The sequence below is a fragment of the uncultured Algibacter sp. genome, from assembly GCF_905480415.1.
Lineage (GTDB): Bacteria > Bacteroidota > Bacteroidia > Flavobacteriales > Flavobacteriaceae > Algibacter_B.
On sequence record NZ_CAJQQI010000100.1, the window covers coordinates 16,120 to 38,719 of the forward strand.

17 protein-coding genes are annotated in these 22,600 nt (G+C 32.3%); 7 read left to right on the forward strand and 10 right to left on the reverse strand.

Annotation, left to right across the window (positions count from 1 at the left end):
* Nucleotides 1-7: 7 nt before the first annotated feature.
* Nucleotides 8-1,093, forward strand: coding sequence for a heparan-alpha-glucosaminide N-acetyltransferase domain-containing protein (locus tag QZ260_RS06985; protein WP_295984397.1), 1,086 nt, complete (start codon nt 8-10; stop codon nt 1,091-1,093).
* 122 nt (nt 1,094-1,215) lie between these two features.
* On the opposite strand, the gene QZ260_RS06990 is transcribed toward QZ260_RS06985, so the two are convergent.
* The 5 genes from QZ260_RS06990 to QZ260_RS07010 form a co-directional block, all read right to left on the reverse strand.
* On the reverse strand, nt 1,216-2,058 hold the full coding sequence (locus tag QZ260_RS06990) for an alpha/beta fold hydrolase (protein WP_295984399.1): 843 nt from the start codon (nt 2,056-2,058) through the stop codon (nt 1,216-1,218).
* Nucleotides 2,059-2,062: 4 nt separating this feature from the next.
* Nucleotides 2,063-4,819, reverse strand: coding sequence for a PD-(D/E)XK nuclease family protein (locus tag QZ260_RS06995; RefSeq protein ID WP_295984401.1), 2,757 nt, complete (start codon nt 4,817-4,819; stop codon nt 2,063-2,065).
* Between the two features lie 74 nt (nt 4,820-4,893).
* Entirely contained in the window at nt 4,894-6,270 is a 1,377-nt protein-coding gene (locus QZ260_RS07000; RefSeq protein ID WP_295984403.1) for an OmpA family protein, read from the reverse strand.
* Between the two features lie 122 nt (nt 6,271-6,392).
* Complete coding sequence (kbl, locus tag QZ260_RS07005) at nt 6,393-7,586, reverse strand: glycine C-acetyltransferase (protein WP_295984405.1); 1,194 nt, start codon at nt 7,584-7,586, stop codon at nt 6,393-6,395.
* 21 nt (nt 7,587-7,607) lie between these two features.
* Complete coding sequence (locus QZ260_RS07010; RefSeq protein ID WP_295984407.1) at nt 7,608-10,742, reverse strand: UvrD-helicase domain-containing protein; 3,135 nt, start codon at nt 10,740-10,742, stop codon at nt 7,608-7,610.
* Nucleotides 10,743-10,864: 122 nt separating this feature from the next.
* Here QZ260_RS07010 and QZ260_RS07015 point away from each other — a divergent pair, with 122 nt between their 5' ends.
* A complete protein-coding gene (locus QZ260_RS07015) occupies nt 10,865-11,473 on the forward strand; it encodes a superoxide dismutase (RefSeq protein ID WP_295984408.1) in 609 nt (202 codons plus the stop codon).
* 682 nt (nt 11,474-12,155) lie between these two features.
* On the opposite strand, the gene QZ260_RS07020 is transcribed toward QZ260_RS07015, so the two are convergent.
* The 4 genes from QZ260_RS07020 to QZ260_RS07035 form a co-directional block, all read right to left on the reverse strand.
* A complete protein-coding gene (locus tag QZ260_RS07020) occupies nt 12,156-14,054 on the reverse strand; it encodes an amidophosphoribosyltransferase (RefSeq protein ID WP_295984435.1) in 1,899 nt (632 codons plus the stop codon).
* 158 nt (nt 14,055-14,212) lie between these two features.
* On the reverse strand, nt 14,213-15,139 hold the full coding sequence (locus tag QZ260_RS07025; protein WP_295984438.1) for a PfkB family carbohydrate kinase: 927 nt from the start codon (nt 15,137-15,139) through the stop codon (nt 14,213-14,215).
* Between the two features lie 225 nt (nt 15,140-15,364).
* Entirely contained in the window at nt 15,365-16,006 is a 642-nt protein-coding gene (locus QZ260_RS07030) for a ribonuclease H family protein (RefSeq protein ID WP_295984441.1), read from the reverse strand.
* A complete protein-coding gene (locus tag QZ260_RS07035) occupies nt 15,999-16,565 on the reverse strand; it encodes a phosphoribosylglycinamide formyltransferase (protein ID WP_295984442.1) in 567 nt (188 codons plus the stop codon). Before QZ260_RS07035 ends, QZ260_RS07030 begins: the two co-directional genes overlap by 8 nt.
* 187 nt (nt 16,566-16,752) lie before the next feature.
* Here QZ260_RS07035 and QZ260_RS07040 point away from each other — a divergent pair, with 187 nt between their 5' ends.
* The 5 genes from QZ260_RS07040 to pyk all read left to right on the forward strand — a co-directional run bounded on the left by QZ260_RS07040 (nt 16,753) and on the right by pyk (nt 21,051).
* The gene (locus QZ260_RS07040) at nt 16,753-16,986 is read left to right on the forward strand and encodes an acyl carrier protein (protein WP_008269813.1); all 234 of its coding nucleotides are present in this window, start codon (nt 16,753-16,755) and stop codon (nt 16,984-16,986) included.
* Between the two features lie 20 nt (nt 16,987-17,006).
* Complete coding sequence (fabF, locus tag QZ260_RS07045) at nt 17,007-18,257, forward strand: beta-ketoacyl-ACP synthase II (RefSeq protein ID WP_295984453.1); 1,251 nt, start codon at nt 17,007-17,009, stop codon at nt 18,255-18,257.
* A gap of 7 nt (nt 18,258-18,264) precedes the next feature.
* A complete protein-coding gene (gene rnc, locus QZ260_RS07050) occupies nt 18,265-19,005 on the forward strand; it encodes a ribonuclease III (RefSeq protein WP_295984455.1) in 741 nt (246 codons plus the stop codon).
* A gap of 118 nt (nt 19,006-19,123) precedes the next feature.
* Entirely contained in the window at nt 19,124-19,609 is a 486-nt protein-coding gene (locus tag QZ260_RS07055) for an IPExxxVDY family protein (RefSeq protein WP_295984457.1), read from the forward strand.
* On the forward strand, nt 19,609-21,051 hold the full coding sequence (gene pyk / locus QZ260_RS07060; protein ID WP_295984460.1) for a pyruvate kinase: 1,443 nt from the start codon (nt 19,609-19,611) through the stop codon (nt 21,049-21,051). Before QZ260_RS07055 ends, pyk begins: the two co-directional genes overlap by 1 nt.
* A 288-nt stretch (nt 21,052-21,339) precedes the next feature.
* Here the strand turns inward: pyk and dinB are convergent, their stop codons facing one another.
* The gene (dinB, locus tag QZ260_RS07065) at nt 21,340-22,440 is read right to left on the reverse strand and encodes a DNA polymerase IV (RefSeq protein ID WP_295984463.1); all 1,101 of its coding nucleotides are present in this window, start codon (nt 22,438-22,440) and stop codon (nt 21,340-21,342) included.
* Nucleotides 22,441-22,600 lie beyond the last annotated feature (160 nt).

Genomic DNA, 22,600 nt, shown 5'->3' on the forward strand with positions numbered 1-22,600 from the left:
CTAGACGGTGAGACAACGAATTGAATCTGTAGATATTTTAAGAGGTTTTACCATTGTTGCAATGATTTTGGTAAATACTCCAGGAGAGTGGGGTCATGTATATACGCCTTTATTGCATGCCGAATGGCATGGACTAACACCAACAGATTTAATATTCCCCTTTTTTTTATTCATTGTTGGAATTTCAATTTATTTCGCATACAAGAATAAATCGAATAATAAATCCACTTATAAAAAAGTAGCAATTAGGAGTTTAAAACTGATTGGGTTAGGGTTGTTTCTAAATGCATTTTTACCTTATTTTCCTTTTGTTCAGGATTTTGAAACAATGAGACTTCCAGGTGTACTGCAAAGAATAGGAATTGTTTTTTTTATTTCATCTGTATTATACCTTAATTGTAATTGGAAAAGTTTATTAGGTATTTCAATTTTTATTTTAATTGGATATTGGTTATTTATGGCCTTCATACCTTTTCCAAATGAAATAACATCGACTTTTGATAGAGCCTCAAATAATTGGGCTAATTATTTAGATCTAAATATTTTAGGGAAGCACATGTGGCAACAAGATTATGACCCCGAGGGTATTTTAAGTACAATTCCTGCAGTTGCAACCTGTATTTTAGGTGTTTTAATAGGTAAATTGTTAGATGGGCTTACTGAAATAAAATGGTTGTTTTTGGTTGCTTTAACATTGCTTGTTTCAGGCTATGCTTTCAATACAACTTTTCCAATAAATAAGGCAATTTGGAGTAGTAGTTTTGTTTTGGTAACGAGTGGCTGGGGAACTTTAATTATTGCTGTTATTTATTATCTAAAGGACATAAAACAATATAAATTCGGAACCATTTTTAAATATGTAGGTATGAACGCTATTACTATTTATTTTTTGTCTAGTCTTATTTCTAAAACCATGTATTTGATAAAAATTGGAGAGGATAGTAATATCCATTCTTGGGTTTATAATACTGTATTTGTACACGATTTTTTTAGCCTTAACCTTTCTTCTTTATTGTATGCGTTAGTTGTTGTTGTGTTTTATATGTTATTAGGTTATATAATGTATAAGAGAAAGATATTTATAAAAGTATAGATAAAAGAAAGGTTTGTTTCTCATTTAATCAAATTATTCCTCTTAATACGTTGTTTGCTAAGTATTTAAATACAGTTCTGTATTTGCGTTTTCTGAAACAGTATCTTTTATAGAAACCAATTTTAACAATTTAAAAATGAAATGATTTTATCTATAGCATCATTTAGATGTTCTGGTGAATCTTCTTTTTCCCAAGGATGTTGAGCTCCAAAAACATGGTTAGCACCTTTGATTGTTTCTAAACAACTATTTGTGTTCCAATTATGCAAAGTATGGGCTTCTTCAATTAAAACACTTGTATCAGCATCTCCATGAATAATTAAATATGGTATTTTCAAACGTGAAACAGCTCTTTTGATGGTAAGCCGTTCTTCGTTTGCAATATAATTTTCATAAAACTGGTAAAAATGAGGCATTTGTTGTTTTGTTCGTCCGTTTACAACATATTTAACACCATCTTTTTTCCATTGATTTAAGTCGCCTGTTGTTGAGGTTCTTTTCCCAAAACTAGAAACACCTGCAAGGCTTATAACTTTTTTTATACGATTATCTTCTTCGGACTTTATTGTAACAATGCCGCCAGCTCTGCTATGACCTATTAAATTAATATGACTTAAATTAAGTTTATTTTCAAATTTTGTATTTGAAGATATCCAGTCCAAAACAGTTTCTAGATCATCTAATTCTTTTGTATAGTTATTATTTCCAAAAGCCTCTAAGTCTGGAAAGTCTATGGGCTGTTCAGCAGTTCCTCCGTTATGAGAAAAATTAAATTTGACAAAAAAGAATCCAGCTTCAGCAAATGCCTTAGCCATCAAATCCCAAGCGCCCCAATCTTTAAAACCTTTGTAACCATGACAAAATATTACCACTGGTTTTGGAGTGTTATTTTCTGTATAAAAAACATCCGTAATTATTGGTTTGTTGTGTTTTCCAGGAATGATAATATTTTTTGTAATAGTCATAATATTAAACTTCTTTTTCAGTAAAATCTATTTTTGGATTACAAATTTCAAGGATTAGTTTTTTCAGTTCAGCTTCAAAGTCAAGTAGAGTGTCATCGGTTACTAAAGAATTTTTACTTCTACTAAAAGCACTCTCTTTTTTGGAGAATTTTAAAAAACCAGAGCTTAAATTTTTAAATGAAATAATACCAGCTTCAATAGGAAGACTAATCTTATTAGATTTTTGCATCATATAGGCATAAGTTAATACTTGAAAACTTTTGCTATACTTTTTGTAATCCGCAGTAATGTCTTCCCAGTTAACTATTTCTAATTGATTTTGCTGTACATTTCCTGTTTTGTAATCAATTATTCGGATTATACCATTACACTCATCAACTCTATCAACTTTACCTTTAATTTTAATAGGGAAATTAAGTTCAGAGATCTTAATTGAAATAGTATTATCAGATTCAATGGCAATAATTTTAATTTTATCTCCGGCTCTTAAAGATTTCATCTCTGAGTCTAAAAAATTTGAAACATAACGTTTTGCTATTTCAAAAATAATTAGGTTTTTACCCTTTGTAATATCTCCTTCTTTGTATTCGTTTTTAAAATGATAAGTAACCGTTTGCTCAATTTGAGATTTTAAGCCTTTAATGGCATCAATAGTTAAAAGCGCACCTACCAAAGGTTTATAAAAATCTTCTAATGTATTATGAACAACAGTTCCTAGGGTATTGGCTGCCACGGTTTCTTCAACATCAACATGATCTTTTATTTTTAGAATTTTCTGATAATAAAAATCAATAGGGTTTCTAATATAGTTTGTTAATGATGAAGGCGAAAAACCTTCACTAGCGAGATGAATTATTTGTTTATGTAGAGCTTCAGTCTTTTTTACAACATTTAAACACGTCTCAATAATTGGAACTTGAGGTGCCACGATTTGATGGTTGATATTATGAATACCCTCAAGTTCTAATTGGGTAATGAATCGGCTTTTTTCGCCGCCAGTTAGAACATCAGCTTCTGTGTTGTAAATTATATAAACGTTTTTAGCACGTTGTAGAAGTCTGTAAAAATGATAGGTATAAACAGCATCTTTCTCTTTATAGGTGGGTAAGTTGTTCTCCAGTTTTACATCAAAAGGAATAAAAGAATTATTACTTTTTCCGGCGGGTAATATCCCTTCGTTCACAGAAGAAATAATTACGGTTTCAAAATCTAAAACGCGTGATTCAAGCATTCCCATAAGTTGTAAGCCTTGTAATGGTTCTCCTTGAAAGTCTAGTGTTTCTGTGCTTAAAAGTTCTTTATAAATGCTGTATAATGTTGAAATATCCTTTATATGCCTATGTTCTGAGTTTAACCTTGTGAGTTCGTTAAATAGTTCGTTAAAACGGAATACATATTCTAATGATAACAAGTTTGATGTTTTGTTTTCATCTAAAGAAGCTTTTATGGTTAGTATGAGTTTAGAGCAATTATCCAGTGCTAATACAATTGAATTTCCCCAACTAGAAAACAATAAATCTGTGATGATAATACTTTTCTCAGCTATTTTAATTAATCGGTCTTTATTTAAAAAAACCAGATTATTATTATCAATAGTTTCAATGATTTTTAATGAATAATCGATGCCTTCAATAAAAAATAATGGCCTAATAAATTGGTGTGATATAATGTTAACGACATCTTTATAGTAAAAAGAGTTTGAGTTATTTTTATGTAATTGAAAAAGGGCATTAAACAATGAGGCCAAAGGGATTGATTTTAAAGGAAGTCCCATAGTCACATTTAAAGCATGAATATTTGACGGTATTGAATTTAATACAGGAATCAATAGATTCTCATCACCTAAAATAACTGCGGTACTATTTAGTAGATTATTTTCTTTTTGTAGTTCGCTGAGAAGTGAACCAATATATTTTGCTTGACCTATATTTTTAGGAATACCAATTGCTGATATGTTTTTATCTTTTGAATAATTTTCGGTAATCCAATTAAAAGAATTGTTTTTAAAGAATTTCCAGTTTTTTTTGTGTTGCCTGGTGAATAGCGCAGCGTCATGCTTTTGATTGTTCATGAAAACCGTATCAACATCCCAATAAATTTTGGCCAAATCCTTTTGAAGTAATTCTTGAATAATGGTCTCTTCTGAAGTATTTAGGGCGTTAAAGCCCACAAACACATGTTTTTTTTCTGGGTTATTTTGAATATAAGCTTCCAAATTCTCCACAGCCTCTCTATAGATTAAACCTTGATACCCAACTTTGTTATTTAAAAGGGAATCTGTAAAATGTGTATAGTAGTCGTGTAATTTATACCAAAAAGATAAATAGTTTTTTACAAAATCGGTTTTGTTTTCTTCTAAAGACCAATGTTTTAAATCTTGAATGGCGCTTAAGTAATTGAAAACATGCTCTTGAGGAATTAAATAGCGATCAATTTCATTAAAATCTTGAAGTAATATTTGTGCCCATTTTGAAAAAGATTCAAAAGAATCTAAACTTTCTTTTTTTGTTAATTGAGAATATGTAGAGTAAAACTCAAAAAGAAGTTCAGTATTAGAAATAGATTTAAGTTGAGATAGTTCTTGTACAAACTCTTCAATACTTAAAATTTGTGGAGCAAATATTGTTTTATTAACAACTTTAGACAGATGATGTTTTAAAAAGAGCCCAGCTCTTTTGCTGGGTAATACAAAGGTTAAATCAGAAAGATTTTGCTTGTTATTCTGTAAATCTTTTAAAACATCGTGAATGAAAGTTGTCATTGTATAAAAATAAAAAACGCTTCGGATATCCGAAGCGTTTTTTGTAAACTTATTTATTTTAAAATTGCGTTAGCTTATTTTGCTAAGTTAATTTCTACACGTCTGTTGTTAGCTCTACCTGCTCTAGTTTTATTAGAGTCAATTGGTTTTGTTTCACCATAACCTTCAGCAGAAAGTCTAAATTCGTCAACACCATTTTTAACTAAATAATCTTTGACAGCAAGTGCTCTAGCATCTGATAATCTCATGTTAAGTTTCTCACTACCCGTACTATCAGTGTGACCTTCTATCGTAAATTTAGCTGTTGAGTATTCGTTTAAAATTGCAACTATATCCATTAATACACCAGCAGATTGTTCTTTTATACTCTCTTTTCCAGTATCAAATAAGATTGTTTTAGCATAAGCATTTAAAGCTTTTTTAACAGCCTCAGTAACTTCAGGACAACCGTTGTTAGCAACAGTACCTTTAACGTCTGGACATTTATCATCTTTATCTAAAACACCATCAGCGTCTGCATCTGGCCAAGGACAACCTTTATTTGCAGCAGGACCAGCTTCGTTTGGACAAGCATCATCAGCATCAGTGACTCCGTCACCATCAGCATCAGGACATCCGTTTAAAGCTTTTAAACCAGCAACTGTTGGACAGTTATCTTTATTATCAGCAATACCATCTCCGTCAGTATCAGGACAACCATTAAGCTCAGCTAAACCAGCTTCGTTAGGACAATCGTCTTTACTATCTTCAATGCCATCACCATCAGTATCAGGACAACCGTTGAATGCTTCTAAACCAGCTACATCTGGACAAGCATCATCTTTATCGTATATACCATCATCATCAGTATCGGTTCCACCAAATTTGATAGAAAAACCAGCTGTATGTTGGAAGTGAGAATTTAAGTAATCCTCAAAAGCATGTTTATAAGTAGCTTGGTAAGTTAAACCAATGTTATCACTTAACCATACGTTAAGACCTAATGTACCATTTAATGTTCCAGCACCAATGTCATTTACCCAAGTGTAACCACCACCGATACCTGCATAAGGATCGAAAGTTTTTCCATCTCTGAAACTATATTTGATTATACCATCTAAACCGTAATATGATAAATTATCCACTTCATTAGTTACATCAGGATTTGTGCTGATGTCTCCCCATTTATCTATCTTATTGAATGAACCAGCAATTCCAAAAGAAAAACCGTCATTTAAATATTTAGATACCGAGATTGTTGAAAGTGATGGTAAAATATTCCAGTGATCATCAACGTTAAATAATTCATCACCGAATGTTTCACTAAATATCCCCCCATCTCCTGATGGATAGGCGTCAACTGCGTTTACCCCAATAGTAATTTGCCATGGGTTGTTGTTGTCTTGTGCATTTACGTTGCTATAACCAAGTACAAGCAACATAGCGAACAATAATCTGCTAAGATTTTTCATATTCAAAAGTTTAATTTTAAGTGTTAATCGTGAACAAAAGTAAGTTGTTAAATGTTATTAACAAAGACAAATATATAAAAAAATAGAACAAATCGGTAGTTCGTCGATAGTCTAGACTGAATTTAGATAATATTTAGAGCTTTCCCAACTTTATTAAAAGCTGTGATTGCTTTATCTAAATGTTGTTTTGTGTGCGCTGTAGAAAGCTGTACGCGTATTCTAGCTTTACCTTTTGGTACTACAGGAAAGAAGAAACCTATAACATAAATCCCTTCTTTTAATAACATATTCGCCATAGTTTGGGATAGTTTTGCATCATATAACATGACAGGTACAATTGCAGAATCTCCATCTACAATATCAAACCCAGAATCTTTAACTCCTTTTTTGAAATAATTTGCATTCCATTCTAAGGTATCTCTAAACTCAGTATTATTTGCTAACATATCAAAAACCTTTATAGATGCCCCAACAATTGCGGGCGCCAGCGAATTGGAAAATAAATACGGTCTAGAACGCTGACGTAGCATATCTATAATTTCCTTTTTACCAGTGGTATATCCACCCATGGCACCTCCTAAAGCTTTTCCTAGAGTACCCGTTATGATATCAATACGGTTTAAAACACCTTTTTCCTCTAGAGTGCCTCTACCTGTTTTTCCGATAAATCCAGTGGCATGACATTCGTCAATCATAACCAATGCATCGTATTTATCAGCTAAATCACAAATTTTATCCAAAGGCGCTAAAAGGCCATCCATAGAAAACACACCATCTGTAACTATAATTTTAAAACGAGCCTTATTTTCATTGGCAGCTATCAATTGCTTTTCTAAATCTACCATATCATTATTTTGATAGCGGTATCTGGCCGCTTTACAAAGGCGCACACCATCTATAATAGATGCGTGATTTAAGGAATCTGAGATAATGGCATCTTCTTTTCCAAGTAGTGGTTCAAAAACACCTCCATTAGCATCAAAAGCAGCAGCGTATAATATTGTGTCTTCGGTTTGGTAAAAATCAGCTATTTTTTGCTCCAGTTCTTTATGAATATCTTGTGTTCCACAAATAAAACGAACAGAACTCATGCCAAAGCCATGCGTATCCATAGTGTCTTTCGCTGCCTGTATAACTTCTGGATGAGATGATAAACCTAAATAATTATTAGAACAAAAATTTAATACAGTCTCACCGGTATTTAAAGTTATTTCCGCTCCTTGAGCAGAAGTAATGATTCGCTCTTCTTTATAAAGCCCATTATTTTTTATGTCTTGCAATTCTTCTTGAAGATGATTTTTCAGTTTTCCGTACATTTTATTGCGTTTTATGCGAATTTAAACATCTTTCACTAAAATATCGTCATTTATATAAATAAGAATCTTCTGTTTGACATCTATTTTCATGTCTTCTAAAACATCTTGATAAGACTGAAGTTGTTGTTCATGTTTTTTGTCTTCCAACCCTGTTTTGTAATCAATAATTATAGCTTCGTTTTTAACGTTTATTACAATTCTGTCAGGTCTTAAAATGATACCATTTTTTGAAATAATATCACGTTCATTATAAACGGTGTAATTTGAAGAATAATAATCGTGAAGTTTTGGATGTTCGAGAATATTTTTAACCGTTGTTTTTAAGAATACTGCCTGTTCTTCATTTATAGTTGAAGCCTTTAGGAAATCGATAATGACATCATCAACATCATCGCTAGTTTTTATTTGAGCCATAATATCATGAATCAAATTTCCTTTTTCAATGGCTTCTTGCTGATTGGTATCCCACAACAATCCGGATTTTGTAACCATTTTTATATTATGATCTTCTTTTGCTGTCGAAATAAACTCACTTTGAAGATGCATTTCTTTTCTGTTTGTAGAATTTTTTGATGCTTTTTTAGAACTTCCGAAGCTATAATTGGCCTCTGAATCATTCCAAATTCCTAGATCCTGGAGGTAATTTATTAATAAGCCTGAATATTTTTTGGTATTAATTTCACCTTTAGTCGATATCTCTTTTGTTGAGATTATATGTATTTGTTCAATGGCGCGTGTTAGTGCAACATATAGCAAATTAATATTGTCTAATTCTTGTTCAGATTGATGCTTGTTATAAATGCGTAATCCTTCAGCTCCATAATTTTCAAAATCTTTGTTATAGTTTAAGAGTGTATGTGAAAACCCATTGTATTTTTCTGAATCTAAACTAAACCATTCTTTAGGCTCTAATTCTCTATAAATATCTAAATCGGCATAAGGAAAAATCACCACAGGGAATTCTAGACCCTTGGATTTGTGTATTGTCATGATTTGAACCGCATTTTGTCCTTGTGGAGAAATGATACTCAAACTATCTTTTTTCTTATCGAAGTATTCTAAAAACCCTGAAATATCAGAGCCCTTTTTTTGAGAAAAATCTAAAATAATATCCAAATAAAATTGAATGTATGCATTTGAATTTTTGACTAAATTGAAACGTCTAACAATAGCTTCAACTAAATCATAAAGTGGAAACTGTAGTAATGAATTACAGTCTATAAATACGCCATAATTTTGCAAACTTTTGAATAGTTTATCAGTAGAAAGGTGAATATGATTTGTAAAAAAATGATGCTTGTCGTCTATATTAAAAAGTGTGGTTAAATAATTTAAAACCTTAATTTTTGTTTCATTGTTTTCCGGCTGAACAAGAAGGAATAATAAATCATTGATAAAAACGACATCAGGTGAATTATTAATCAGTAAAGTTTCAGAAGAAATAATTGGAATTTCGTGCTGACTTAAATAATCAGCAATGGCAACCCCTTCCTTTTTCTTTCTAATTAAAACACAAATGTCTTCCAAATTAAAACCGTTTTCAATGCACTCATTTATAGTCCTTAAAACGGCTTCAGGAAATATTTCGTTTCTATCATCTTCTTTATTATTGTCTAAAAACGAGAGCGTTACAAAACCGTCTTTATCTTCTGTTATATTTTGATGTGCTTTTTCGAATAGAGTTTTATAATCATCATTATTAAAAACATGATTGGCTAAAAACTTAAAAAAACCATTGTTAAAATTTACTACTTCTTTATAGCTTCGGTAATTTTCTTTTAGACTCCTTACATCTTGTAATGCATGAAAAGGGCTGCTTTTTTTATTAAACAAATCAATAAACTGTTCCGCTTTTCCGCCACGCCAGCGATATATAGCTTGTTTAGCATCACCAACTAACATGGTGCTTCCGTTTACAGTAGATAATGAATTTTCTAATAATGGGATTAAATTCTCCCATTGCATCACAGATGTATCTTGAAACTCATCAATGAAATAATGTTTAAATTTTTCACCTAAACGTTCATAAATAAAAGGTGTAGGCTGTGCTGAAATTTCTTTGCTAATAATGGCATTAAATTCTGAAATCAGCATTTTGTTTTGATCCTCTTTTAAAACTTCTAACTCACTATTTATAGCCTTCAAAACGGATAATGGTGTAATATTTCTATAAAATGCTTTTAAAAATTTTAAATGAAATATAGCTCGCTTAGTGACATTAAAGCTAGATGCTATTTGTGGTTGTATTTGTTCAATTATTGAAGCAATATCAGCAGTTACTCGCTTAGGATATAACGTTTTGGTTTCTATATCTTCTTGCCATTTAGTATCAAAATTTACGTTAAAGTTTTTTTCTGACAATTTCGAAAAATGTTTAGGCAAATAACCACTAGTAAAGTCATTAAATTCTAATCCAGACTCTTCAATTAATGTAAGTACAGTTTGAGCGTTTTCAACAATATGGGTTTCTAAATCTGAAATTTCTTTTTTGAGTTGTGCTTTAAGCACTTTAAAATCATTTAAAGTTTTGTCTTTTAAACCATTGATAAAGGGCATATCGTTTTCATTTACCAAGAGTTTAGCAATCTTGTTAAAATCAAAAGACACATCCCAACTTTTATCATCATCAGCTTTTTCAATAGCAAAATCAACTAAAATCTTTGTAAGATCATTATCATTTCCTGCTTTGGCAATTAAACTATCTACAGCTTCGTTGAGCAATGAATCTTGGTCTAGCTCCACTTCAAAATTCAAAGGCAGTCTTAAATCATAAGCAAAAGTTCTAATCAATTTATGAGTAAAACCATCAATAGTAGAAATATCGAAGGCGGCATAATTGTGCAGTATAGTATTTAATAAACTTTTGGATTTCTCATGGAGTTTAATAGGTTCCATTTGTAACTCCTTGCAAATACTCTCAAACATCGAGTTTTCACTTTCTAAAACAGAATCATCAGAAAACGTTTTTAGTGTTTCAACAATACGCGCTTTCATTTCTGCAACAGCCTTATTAGTAAAGGTTATGGCTAGAATACGTTTAAAAGGTTCTGGATGATTTGATTGAAATAAAATTTTTAAATATTCTTTTACGAGTGTATATGTTTTTCCGCTTCCTGCTGAGGCATTATAAATGGTAAAAGGATACGTTTGTTGCATGAAGAATGATTTGCTTACAAGATAAAAACTATCGATGGTTTCATAACAATTTATTATTTTTAATTGACCTGTTTTATGTGTAAATTTGAATGAAATTAAATATTAATTAAAACAAAATAATTATGGCTTTCGAATTACCAAAATTAGGATATGCTTATGATGCCTTAGAACCTCATATAGATGCAAGAACCATGGAGATACATCATTCTAAACATCACCAAGGATACACAAATAATTTAAATAACGCTATTGCAGGAACAGATTTAGAAGGGAAATCTATTGATGATATTCTTGGAAATTTAGATATGAATAATAGTGCTGTTAGAAATAACGGTGGCGGATTTTATAATCATTCTTTGTTCTGGGAGGTTATGAATCCAGAAGATAGAGGTTATCTGTCTGGTGATTTAAAAGACGCTATTGAGGCTGCTTATGGTTCAAAAGATGAATTTATACAAGCTTTTTCAAATGCAGCAGGAACACGTTTTGGTTCTGGTTGGGCATGGTTGTGTGTGCACAAAGGAGGTAAAGTAGAAATTTGTTCAACGCCAAATCAGGATAATCCATTAATGCCAGGAGTAAGTTGTGGTGGTACACCAATTTTAGGACTTGATGTTTGGGAGCACGCATACTATTTAAATTATCAAAATAGGCGTCCAGATTACATTAAGGCATTTTTTAATGTCGTTAACTGGAATGAAATGGAAAAGCGTTACGCAGAAGCTAAATAAAACTAGTTATTAGTTTAAATATAAAGGCAAATTCAGAAATGGATTTGCTTTTTTTTGGCGTTACCCAAAGGTCGGGCTCTACACTATATCTTTTCTTATGCTAAATTTGTATCCGGATCTCATCAAGTATTTAAATTATAAGATGATTTATGTTTAGATTGAGTTGTTTTGTAAGCATAAAAAAAGGATGCCGTTTCTATCCCTAACGCGATAATTATTATTTTTAAGAAAAACGCATTACCAATAAATGGGTACTCCCATTTTTTTAGAAAGTATATAAAATGAAAAAGGTGAACGTTAGTTCACCTTTTTGCCCCAAATCTACCATAAACTTAACCTACTTATGTTATGGTTTTTCAAATATATGGTAGCGATATTGTTTGATAAAATATTTTAGATAAACTACGCAAATATTGGCTTAAAAGAAATTGTGTTAGCTAATTAGGGTAAAGTGTAAACACATATAATCAAATTAATTAGGAAACTAAATTGCATAAAAAAAGGCGAACAGATGTTCACCTTTTTTTGCCCCAAATCTACCATGAACTTAACCTACTTATGTTATGGTGAGACCAATTTATACGTAATTTAAATATTTTGACTATTTTTTAGGTGAACTGCGTTTTTTTTGGGTGAAATGCAAATATTACAGTTTTTACTTATAAAATTATTGATTTCATAATTAATAGGCACGTTCATTATTGCCTTCGTAAAAGTTGATAAACGCACGATTTACAACTCTATTCCCGCCAACAGTTGGATAGTTTCCCGTAAAATACCAATCGCCCAAATGCTCAGGACAAGCTTTATGTAAATTTTCTACAGGTTGAAAAATAATTTTCACTTCTGCCTTTATTGATTCATCACTCAACAACTCTGAAATTTTATCTGATATTTCTTCGGCTGTAAAAGGGTCATATATTTCTTTTACAAAATTTTGTACGTGCTTATCTTCCAAATCTGTTTGCGTTACACACTTATCATAAACCTCTTTTACAATATCATATTTGCCAGAATCTTTTAGTAATTCTAAAGCTGCTTTAAAAGCAACTAAGCTTTCAAGGTTTGCCATATCAATGCCATAACAATCTGGATATCGTATTTGTGGCGCAGAAGACACCACAATTATTTTTTTAGGATTTAAACGATCTAGCATTTTTAAGATACTCATTTTTAAAGTTGTACCTCTAACGATACTATCATCAATAATAACTAGATTATCGGTAGGTTTAATAACACCATAGGTTACATCATAAACGTGTGCTACTAAATCATCTCTACTGCTATCTTCGGTAATAAAGGTTCTAAGTTTAACATCTTTAATAGCTATTTTTTCAACTCTCGCGTGCTCAGATAATATCTCGGTAACTTTTGCTGCCGATAATGATCGTTGTCCATTTAAAATAGCTGCTGTTTTAGTTTTATTTATAAAAGCCTCAGCAGTTTCAATCATTCCAAAAAACGATGTTTCTGCGGTATTAGGAATATACGAGAACACTGTATTTTTTGTGTCATTATCAATCGCTTCAAGTACTTTAGGCATTAATAATTTACCTAACATTTTACGTTCTTGATATATTTCTGCATCACTACCTCTAGAGAAATAGATGCGTTCAAAAGAACAAGACTTTCTTGCTAAAGGTTCTAATATTTGTTTAAGTCTAACTTCTCCTGAATGTTTAGTAATAATGGCTTGTCCAGGTTCTAATTCTTTAACGTCTTCAAATTTCACATTGAAAACTGTTTGAATCACGGGTCGTTCAGAAGCTACAACAACTACTTCATCATCCTTATAATAAAAAGCGGGTCTAATTCCAGCAGGGTCTCTCAAAACAAAAGAATCCCCATGTCCAATAAGTCCGGCCATAGCATAACCACCATCCCAATTTTTTGCAGCTCGCCTTAAGATTTTAGCCACTTTTAAACGCTCAGCAATAAGCGGTGATGCCTGCTGTTTATTATAGCCTTCTTTTTTTAAGTCTTTATATATTTTACTCACTGCATCATCAAGAAAATGACCAATTTTCTCCATTATAGTAATGGTGTCAGTATATTCTTTAGGGTGCTGTCCTAATTCTATAAGGTTACTAAAAAGTTCTTTAACATTGGTCATGTTAAAGTTTCCAGCCATAATTAAATTTCTATGCATCCAGTTGTTTTGCCTTAAAAAAGGATGAACACTTTCTACGCTATTTTTTCCGAAAGTTCCGTAGCGAACATGACCTAATAAAACTTCTCCTATGTACGGGATATTCTTTTTTTGTGCAGCAACGTCCTCTTTGTACTCTGGGTGCGTTTCAAATTCTTTATTAACTCTATCGTTAATTTGTGCGAAAATATCTTGAATGGGTTGTTGTGCTATTGAACGAACTCTACTTATGTAACGTTGACCAGGTTCAGTATCTAATTTTATACTAGCAAAACCAGCACCGTCTTGACCTCGGTTATGTTGTTTTTCCATCAATAAATACATTTTATTCACACCATAAAATGCACTGCCATATTTTTCTTTATAAAACTCAAGCGGTTTTAAAAGTCTAATCATTGCTATTCCACATTCGTGTTTTAAGACATCGCTCATAATAAAAATGTTTTGGCTTTACTCATTATTTTATTCCATATCACTGAATTCGTTAACCTTTGATTTCGCGAAAATGAAAAACTATTTTTATATCCCCACTTTAGTAGAAACACAAATTGATTTAAATAAAAAACGCGCTCTAAATAGAGCGCGTTTTTTTAGGTTAATTCTATTTCAAATTGCGTTAGTTGTTTAAATTGCAACAGTCGCTTATGAATTTCTTCGTTTGATAAATTTTGCATGCGCTCCGTTCCAAATTTTTCAACACAAAATGACGCCAAGGTCGAACCATATATCACAGCATTCTTCATATTTTCAAAGGACACATCTCCTGTTTTGGCTATATATCCAGCAAAACCACCTGCGAACGTGTCACCGGCACCAGTAGGATCAAAAACTTCTTCTAATGGTAAAGCAGGCGCATAAAACACATGGGCATTATGAAATAATAAAGCACCATGCTCTCCTTTCTTTATTACCACATACTTTGGTCCCATTTCATGAATCTTTCTAGCTGCAACTACTAAAGAATATTCTCCTGTTAATTGCCTAGCTTCTTCATCATTTATAGTAATTACATCTACACGTTTTATAACATTTAGTAAATCGTCTAAAGCGCAATCCATCCAAAAATTCATCGTGTCTAAGATCACCAATTTTGGTTTTTTAGTCATTTGATCTAAAACACTAGATTGGACGATTGGATGTAAATTTCCTAACATCACCACTTCAGCATCCTTATAACCTTTAGGAACTACTGGATTAAAATCCGCAAGGGTGTTTAATTCAGTGACTAAAGTGTCACGAGAATTCATATCATTATGATATTTTCCACTCCAAAAGAATGTTTTCCCTTCTTTTACAATTTCAATTCCTGAAACATCAATATTTTTATTTGATAATAAGTCTAAATATTCTTTAGGGAAATCGCCGCCAACAACAGAAACAGCAGCTGCATTAACATTAAAATGAGAAGCAGCAAGACCTATGTAAGTAGCTGCGCCACCAAGAATTTTATCGGTTTTACCGAAAGGCGTTTCAATAGCATCAAATGCCACGGTACCTACAATTACTAATTTACTCATAAATGAGATGTGAAATTTAGGTGCAAATATAAGTCTTTTTATAGATTACAACGACTATATTTTTTTCAATAAATAGACGATTAGAATATTTTTTAACCCTTATGTGACATTTTTAAATAAGATGGTGTTTTAGCGTTAGATGCTATTATTACTTTAAGATTGGGGATGTAATTAAAGGTGTCCCTAATTTTTTTAGTGTTTTAAGGGGTGTTGATAAGATGTAAGTTACTTTCTGCCAAAATCAGCAGGAATTTCTCCCCAAGCTTTGGTTTCCCATTTTACAATTACGGTATTATAGGTGTTGCTTTTTAACCATTCTATAGCCCTTTCAACTAAATCAAAAACGGGTTTGTTTTTTTGGTTATGTTCTAGTTTGGTGTTGCAGTTTTTCTTCTTCACCCAACTCATAGCGGTTCTAGAATCTGTGTAAAGAATTCTATCGCTTTTATTTTTTTTAAGAATAGCCAATCCATGTACTAAGGCTAAAAACTCACCTATGTTATTTGTTCCTTCTTCAAAAGGACCTTGAATAAATAGTTGTTTTTTAGTTTTAGTATCTACTCCTCGATATTCCATTTTCCCAGGATTACCACTCGATGCTGCATCAACAGAAATAGAATTGTAGTTAGGTTGTCCTATCTTTTTAAGCTGCTCCCCAGATAGTTCACTCGTAAATTTCTTGCCGTTACCTATATAGTCCTTATAGTTACCTTTTAAAGCTTTTTTAGCCGCTTCAATCGTTGAAAACGATTTGTATTGTGCGCCTTGGTAATCTTTTATTTGGGATTTGCAGTCATTCCAAGATTCGAAAACGCCGATATGATGCCCTTTCCAAACGGTATAATATTTTCTTTTCTTTTTACTCATTTAAAAGCTTTTCAACCACTTTCGGAAAATGTTCCATCTCTAATTCATGAATTTTCGACGCGACATCATTTGCATTATCGGTTGCAGAAATATCACATTTTACCTGAAAAATAGTAGCACCTTCGTCATAACGTTCATTTACATAATGAATTGTAATACCAGTTTCAGTTTCTTTATTCGCAATAACCGCCTCATGCACGTGCATACCATACATGCCTTTTCCTCCATATTTAGGAAGTAAAGCAGGGTGTACATTAATTACTTTATTTGGAAATTCGTTTAATATATGTTCTGGGAATTTCCATAGAAACCCGGCTAAAATTATCAAATCAGGCTTTGAAGCTTTTAAAACATTCAAGACGTCATCTGTTTTTGAAAACGCTATTCTATTGAATGACAAAGCACTAACTTTTAATTTTTTTGCGCGTTCTAAAACTTTGGCATGGGGATTGTTAGTTAGTACCTGAATAACAGACGCATTATCGCTGTTGTGAAAAAACTTAATTAAATTTTCAGCATTAGTTCCACTTCCGGACGCAAAAATTACAATACGTTTCATTTTACAGACTATAGTGTTAATATTATTCGAACAAAAAAAAGAATAATTATTAACAATTAGAAGAGAAAAACTAATTACTTAAAAGTAATTTTAGTAAATTACCGACACATTTTTAACTTAAAAGTGTATTATAAAATATAAGTTTTTTATTTTTGCCAACTAATTAAAACATTTAAATTAAAAGATTATGTCAGACATTGCATCAAGAGTAAAAGCGATTATCGTGGACAAATTAGGAGTAGATGAGAACGAAGTTGTTACTGAAGCTAGCTTCACAAACGATTTAGGAGCAGACTCTTTAGACACTGTAGAATTAATTATGGAGTTCGAAAAAGAATTCGATATTCAAATACCAGACGATCAAGCTGAAAACATCGCTACAGTAGGTCAAGCTATCTCTTATATAGAAGAAGCTAAATAAGTAAACAATCAAAATACTTTATGGAATTAAAGCGAGTTGTAGTCACAGGATTAGGAGCTTTAACACCAATTGGTAATACCAAAGATGAATTTTGGGAAGGCTTAATTAGTGGCAAAAGTGGGGCTGCGCCAGTAACATATTATGATACCGAAAAGTTTAAAACTAAATTCGCTTGCGAATTAAAAAACTTTAACGTGACTGACTTTTTTGATAGAAAAGAGGCTCGTAAAATGGATAAATTTGCACAATACGCTATGGTAGCTGCAGATGAAGCCATTGCAGACTCAAAATTAAATCTTGATGAAGTCAATAAATTGCGTGTAGGTGTTATATGGGGAGCAGGTATTGGTGGTTTAGAAACCTTTCAGCAAGAAGTTTTAAACTTCGCTGCTGGTGATGGAACACCGAGATTTAATCCATTCTTTATTCCTAAAATGATTGCTGATATTGCACCAGGTAATATCTCCATAAAACATGGTTTTATGGGGCCAAATTACACAACAGTTTCTGCATGTGCATCTTCTGCTAATGCTATGTTTGACGCTTTAAACTCTATACGTTTAGGGCATACAGATGTGGTTGTTACAGGTGGAAGTGAAGCCGCAGTGACTATTGCTGGTATGGGTGGTTTTAATGCTATGCACGCACTATCTACTAGAAATGAAAGTCCAGAAACAGCTTCTCGCCCATTTGATGGAACAAGAGATGGTTTTGTTTTAGGAGAAGGTGCAGGTGCACTGATTCTAGAAGAGTATGAACATGCAAAAGCAAGAGGTGCTAAAATATATGCTGAATGTATTGGAGGAGGTTTATCTTCTGATGCCTATCATATGACAGCGCCGCATCCAGAAGGTATTGGTGTTATTGCAGTAATGAAGAATTGTTTAGAGAATGCAGGCCTAAATCCAGAAGATGTTGACCATATTAATACACATGGTACATCTACACCTTTAGGAGATGTTGCAGAGCTTAAAGCAATTTCAGAAGTATTTGGAAGTCACGCTAAGAATATAAATATAAATTCAACTAAATCAATGACTGGTCACCTTTTAGGTGCAGCAGGAGCTATTGAAGCAATTTCGGTGATATTGGCCATGGAACACGGTATTGTACCTCCAACAATAAACCACACTACAATAGATGAAAACATTGATCCTGAATTAAATTTAACCTTGAACAAGGCTCAAAAGCGTGATGTAAAAGTAGGAATGAGTAATACATTTGGATTTGGCGGACACAACGCTTGTGTAATATTCAAAAAAATAGATTAAATCCCGAATGGATAGCATTCGTAACATACTAAATTCCCGTTTTAAACGCAACGGGAATTTTTTTATGGAATTAACTAAAATACTTGGGTTTAAACCTAAGAATGTTAAATACTTCAGAAAGGCATTTACGCATCGGTCTATGAATATTAAGGACACTAAAGGCGATCCTTTTAATTACGAGCGTTTAGAGTTTTTGGGAGATGCGATGTTAAGCTCGGTAATTGCATCACATCTATATCTTGAAGTACCAAGTGGCGATGAAGGCTACTTAACCAAAATGCGATCCAAGGTTGTTAGTAGAGAACATCTAAATGAGTTAGGTAAAGATTTAGAACTGATAAATTTAGTAGAAAGTAAAATCCCCGCAGGTCAATTTGGAGATAATATCCATGGTAATTTATTTGAAGCTTTAATAGGAGCTATTTTTTTAGATAGAGGTTATAAATACTGTGAAAAATTTATTTTTAAGCGTGTTATAATTCCTTATGTAGATATTGCAACTCTAGAAGGAAGAGTAATTAGTTACAAAAGTTTACTTATTGAGTGGTGTCAAAAAGAAAAAAAGACATTTGGTTACAACGTATACGAAGATACGGGTAATGATGACGTTAGGCATTTTTCAGTAAAGCTATCTATAGACGAAAAAGTTATTGCCAAAGCCAGAGCAACTTCAAAGAAAAAGGCCGAGGAAAAAGCTTCAAAACGCGCCTTTTTTGCATTTCAAAGTAAAATGTCGAAGATGCTTTAATATTCTAAATTTTAAACGAATCAACTATAACGTTTTAGTTGTGTTTATTACCAAGATTAGCTTTAACGTAATACAACTCCCCTTTATATATACTATATTTACGAGTTAAATATAAGTTATGACTGTTCACAAACTTATTCTTGATGATGCCTTTGAGGAAGCATTATATACCTTAATTGCAATTCATTGCAATCTGGAAGACTATCGTTTAGCATACCTTCTCAATAAACATTTGGGTATTACGCTTTCAAGAAAAGCATCAGATATAGACTATAATAATGGGCAGGTTTCTTATTCAATTTTTGAATGGGAAGACCATAAACAATTAGTAACATGGAGTTTGGTGTCTAACATCTGTAAAACTGAAGAACTCCGAGAAACAGATTATAAGTCGTTATTCGACAACCAAGAAAAAATAACCAAAATATTTCAGTTATTACCAGAACACAAAACTGTAAACTATTTTTTAAAAATAGATAGCGCATTCAGTTTTAGTAAAGAGAACTATATTTTAGATAGTATATTAAAAATACCTCAAATTGCAACGGCTTACAGTCTAGATTCTAGTGAACTGAAATCTAAAGATAATTTAATTTTTAACTAATGTCAATAAACAAAAAAACCAAAATAGTAGCAACTTTAGGACCCGCTACAAGTACTAAGGAAGTTTTAAAAAACATGCTTGATGAAGGCGCAAATGTATTTAGAATAAACTTCTCTCATGCAGATTATAGCGATGTAAAGGAGCGTGTTCAAATGATACGTGAGCTAAATGAAGAACATGGCTATACGGCAGCTATTCTTGCAGATTTACAAGGCCCAAAACTTCGTCTAGGTGTGATGAAGGAGGAAGTAGTTGTAAATCCTGGAGATGAAATAATCTTTGCTACGGGTGAACGTTTTGAAGGTACAAAAGAACGTGTTTATATGACCTATGATAGGTTTCCGCAAGATGCAAAACCTGGCGAACGTATTCTTTTAGATGATGGTAAATTACTTTTTGAAGTGATTTCTACTGATAAAAAGAAAGAAGTAAAAGCAAAAGTGATTCAAGGAGGTCCCTTAAAGTCTAAAAAAGGAGTTAACCTTCCAAATACTGATATTTCACAACCAGCATTAACAGAAAAAGATATTGAAGATGCTATTTTCGCCATTAGTCTTGAGGTAGATTGGATTGCACTCTCTTTTGTGCGTCATGCAGAAGATTTAATGCAATTGCGTGATTTAATAGCAAAACATTCTGATCATAAAATTCCAATTATAGCTAAAATTGAAAAGCCAGAAGCCGTAGAAAATATTGATAAAATTGTTGCACATTGTGATGGTTTAATGGTAGCTCGTGGAGATTTAGGAGTAGAAGTACCTGCTGAAGCAGTACCACTTATTCAAAAGCAATTGGTGTTACGTGCTAAAAAAGCAAGAATTCCAGTAATTATTGCAACGCAAATGATGGAAACTATGATTGATAGCTTAACTCCAACAAGAGCAGAGGTAAATGATGTTGCAAATTCTGTTATGGATGGTGCCGATGCTGTAATGCTTTCTGGTGAAACATCAGTAGGTCAATATCCAGTTGAAGTAATTAGGCAAATGGCTAATATTTTAAAAAGTGTAGAGAACTCGAAATTAATTCAAGTTCCGCAATTGCCACCACATATTCGAACCAACCGTTATATCACAAAATCTATATGTTACCATGCCGCTAATATGGCAAACGAAATTAATGCAAAAGCCATTTCAACATTAACAAATAGTGGGTACACAGCATTTCAAATTTCGGCATGGAGACCATCATGTCATATTTTAGTATTTACATCAAACAAACGTATTTTAACACGTTTAAGTTTACTTTGGGGCGTTCGCGCGTTTTATTATGACAAATTTGTAAGCACCGATGAAACTATTGACGACGTTAACGGTATTGCCTGTAAAATGGGTTATTTAGATGTTGGTGATATGCTAATAAGTTTAGCAGCAATGCCAATGAAAGAAAAGGGCATGGTAAACACGCTTCGTGTTACCGAAATTGAAACCTGTAATTTTTAAATTATAAATATTTGGGCGTTACCTAAAGGTCGGGCTTTGCACTATATCTTTTAAATAGAAAAAACTGCCCAAAAGCAGTTTTTTCTATTTAAAAGGATGCCGTTGCAATCGCTAACACACTTGTACACTAACTTATATTTTAAAACAGAAGTTATTTTATTTTTGGAGAAGTTCGTTTAGTAGGTTGATGTAATACACACGCCAAAATATCGGGAGCAAAAGAGTTGCGGAGCTCTTTTGGTAACTTTTCTGATAAAGTCAAGTGGTTACTTAATCGTTAATAACAATTTAAAACTCAAACCTCAATTGTACGCTAACACTTTTTTTTAGTTCAGGTTTTTTCTTTTTTTCAGTGTTTAAATTAGACATAGAAATGCCTAATAATCGAACAGAATTACTCAACTTTTCTTGGTATAATAAATCTTTAGCGGTTTCTAAAATCACGTCTTTATCACCTATATAATAGGGTAAAGTTTTGCTACGAGTGTGCAACGTAAAATCGCTATACTTAATTTTTAAAGTCACCGTTTTCCCAGCGACGTTGCTTTTTAATAATCTACGTGAAACTTCTTCTGCTATGTGCTCTAACTTTTCAAGCATAAATATTTCAGAAGATAAGTTTTTATTAAACGTACGTTCAGCAGCTAAACTTTTCCGGATTCTATTAGGTTTTACTTCACTATTATGAACCCCTCTAACAATGTAATAATAGGATCCTCCAGATTTTCCGAAGTGTTCATCTAAATACTCTAAAGATTTCTGCTTCAAATCGAATCCGGTAAAAATACCTTTTTGGTACATTTTTTCGGCGGTAACTTTACCAACACCGTAAAATTTTCTAATATCCAATTGTTCTAAAAACGCAATAACTTCTTCAGGGTTTACCGTTTTTTGTCCGTTAGGTTTATTATAATCGCTGGCAACTTTGGCTATAAATTTATTAATAGAAATGCCTGCTGAAGCCGTTAAACCAACTTCATTAAAAATCCGTTCTCGAATTTCTTTTGCAATTAAAGACGCACTTGGGTTTCCTTTCTTGTTTTTTGTAACATCTAAGTACGCTTCATCAAGAGATAACGGTTCAACCAAATCCGTATAATCATAAAATATCTTTCTAATCTTTTTTGATATTTCATTATATCTATCAAAATCTGTCTTCACAAAAATTAATTCTGGACACAATTTAACAGCCAGTGTTCCAGCCATAGCACTTTTAACTCCAAATTTTCTAGCCTCATAACTGGCAGCACTTACCACACCACGTTTTCCGCCGCCACCAACCGCAATGGCTTTCCCTTTAAGTTTAGGATTATCCATTTGCGCTACAGAGGCATAAAATGCATCCATATCTACATGAATAATTTTTCGCAACGTTAAATTGGTAGTCATTCTTTGATTCTTAATTCTATCAAAAATAAGATATCTTTGATAGAGATTATGCCAATAGATGAAACTAATTTATAATCACAAGGCTATATTTGGGACACGCAATCGGATATGTTATATGCAGCTATTCGAGCAATAATAGCATTAATGACACTAAGCTAAT

Bases quoted from the DNA above. Each gene is read 5' to 3' on its own strand.
- QZ260_RS06990 (WP_295984399.1), bottom strand. From the start codon at position 2,058: ATGACTATTACAAAAAATATTATCATTCCTGGAAAACACAACAAACCA.
- QZ260_RS06995 (WP_295984401.1), bottom strand. From the start codon at position 4,819: ATGACAACTTTCATTCACGATGTTTTAAAAGATTTACAGAATAACAAG.
- QZ260_RS07000 (WP_295984403.1), bottom strand. From the start codon at position 6,270: ATGAAAAATCTTAGCAGATTATTGTTCGCTATGTTGCTTGTACTTGGT.
- kbl (WP_295984405.1), bottom strand. From the start codon at position 7,586: ATGTACGGAAAACTGAAAAATCATCTTCAAGAAGAATTGCAAGACATA.
- QZ260_RS07010 (WP_295984407.1), bottom strand. From the start codon at position 10,742: ATGCAACAAACGTATCCTTTTACCATTTATAATGCCTCAGCAGGAAGC.
- QZ260_RS07015 (WP_295984408.1), top strand. From the start codon at position 10,865: ATGGCTTTCGAATTACCAAAATTAGGATATGCTTATGATGCCTTAGAA.
- QZ260_RS07020 (WP_295984435.1), bottom strand. From the start codon at position 14,054: ATGAGCGATGTCTTAAAACACGAATGTGGAATAGCAATGATTAGACTT.
- QZ260_RS07025 (WP_295984438.1), bottom strand. From the start codon at position 15,139: ATGAGTAAATTAGTAATTGTAGGTACCGTGGCATTTGATGCTATTGAA.
- QZ260_RS07030 (WP_295984441.1), bottom strand. From the start codon at position 16,006: ATGAGTAAAAAGAAAAGAAAATATTATACCGTTTGGAAAGGGCATCAT.
- QZ260_RS07035 (WP_295984442.1), bottom strand. From the start codon at position 16,565: ATGAAACGTATTGTAATTTTTGCGTCCGGAAGTGGAACTAATGCTGAA.
- QZ260_RS07040 (WP_008269813.1), top strand. From the start codon at position 16,753: ATGTCAGACATTGCATCAAGAGTAAAAGCGATTATCGTGGACAAATTA.
- fabF (WP_295984453.1), top strand. From the start codon at position 17,007: ATGGAATTAAAGCGAGTTGTAGTCACAGGATTAGGAGCTTTAACACCA.
- rnc (WP_295984455.1), top strand. From the start codon at position 18,265: ATGGATAGCATTCGTAACATACTAAATTCCCGTTTTAAACGCAACGGG.
- QZ260_RS07055 (WP_295984457.1), top strand. From the start codon at position 19,124: ATGACTGTTCACAAACTTATTCTTGATGATGCCTTTGAGGAAGCATTA.
- pyk (WP_295984460.1), top strand. From the start codon at position 19,609: ATGTCAATAAACAAAAAAACCAAAATAGTAGCAACTTTAGGACCCGCT.
- dinB (WP_295984463.1), bottom strand. From the start codon at position 22,440: ATGACTACCAATTTAACGTTGCGAAAAATTATTCATGTAGATATGGAT.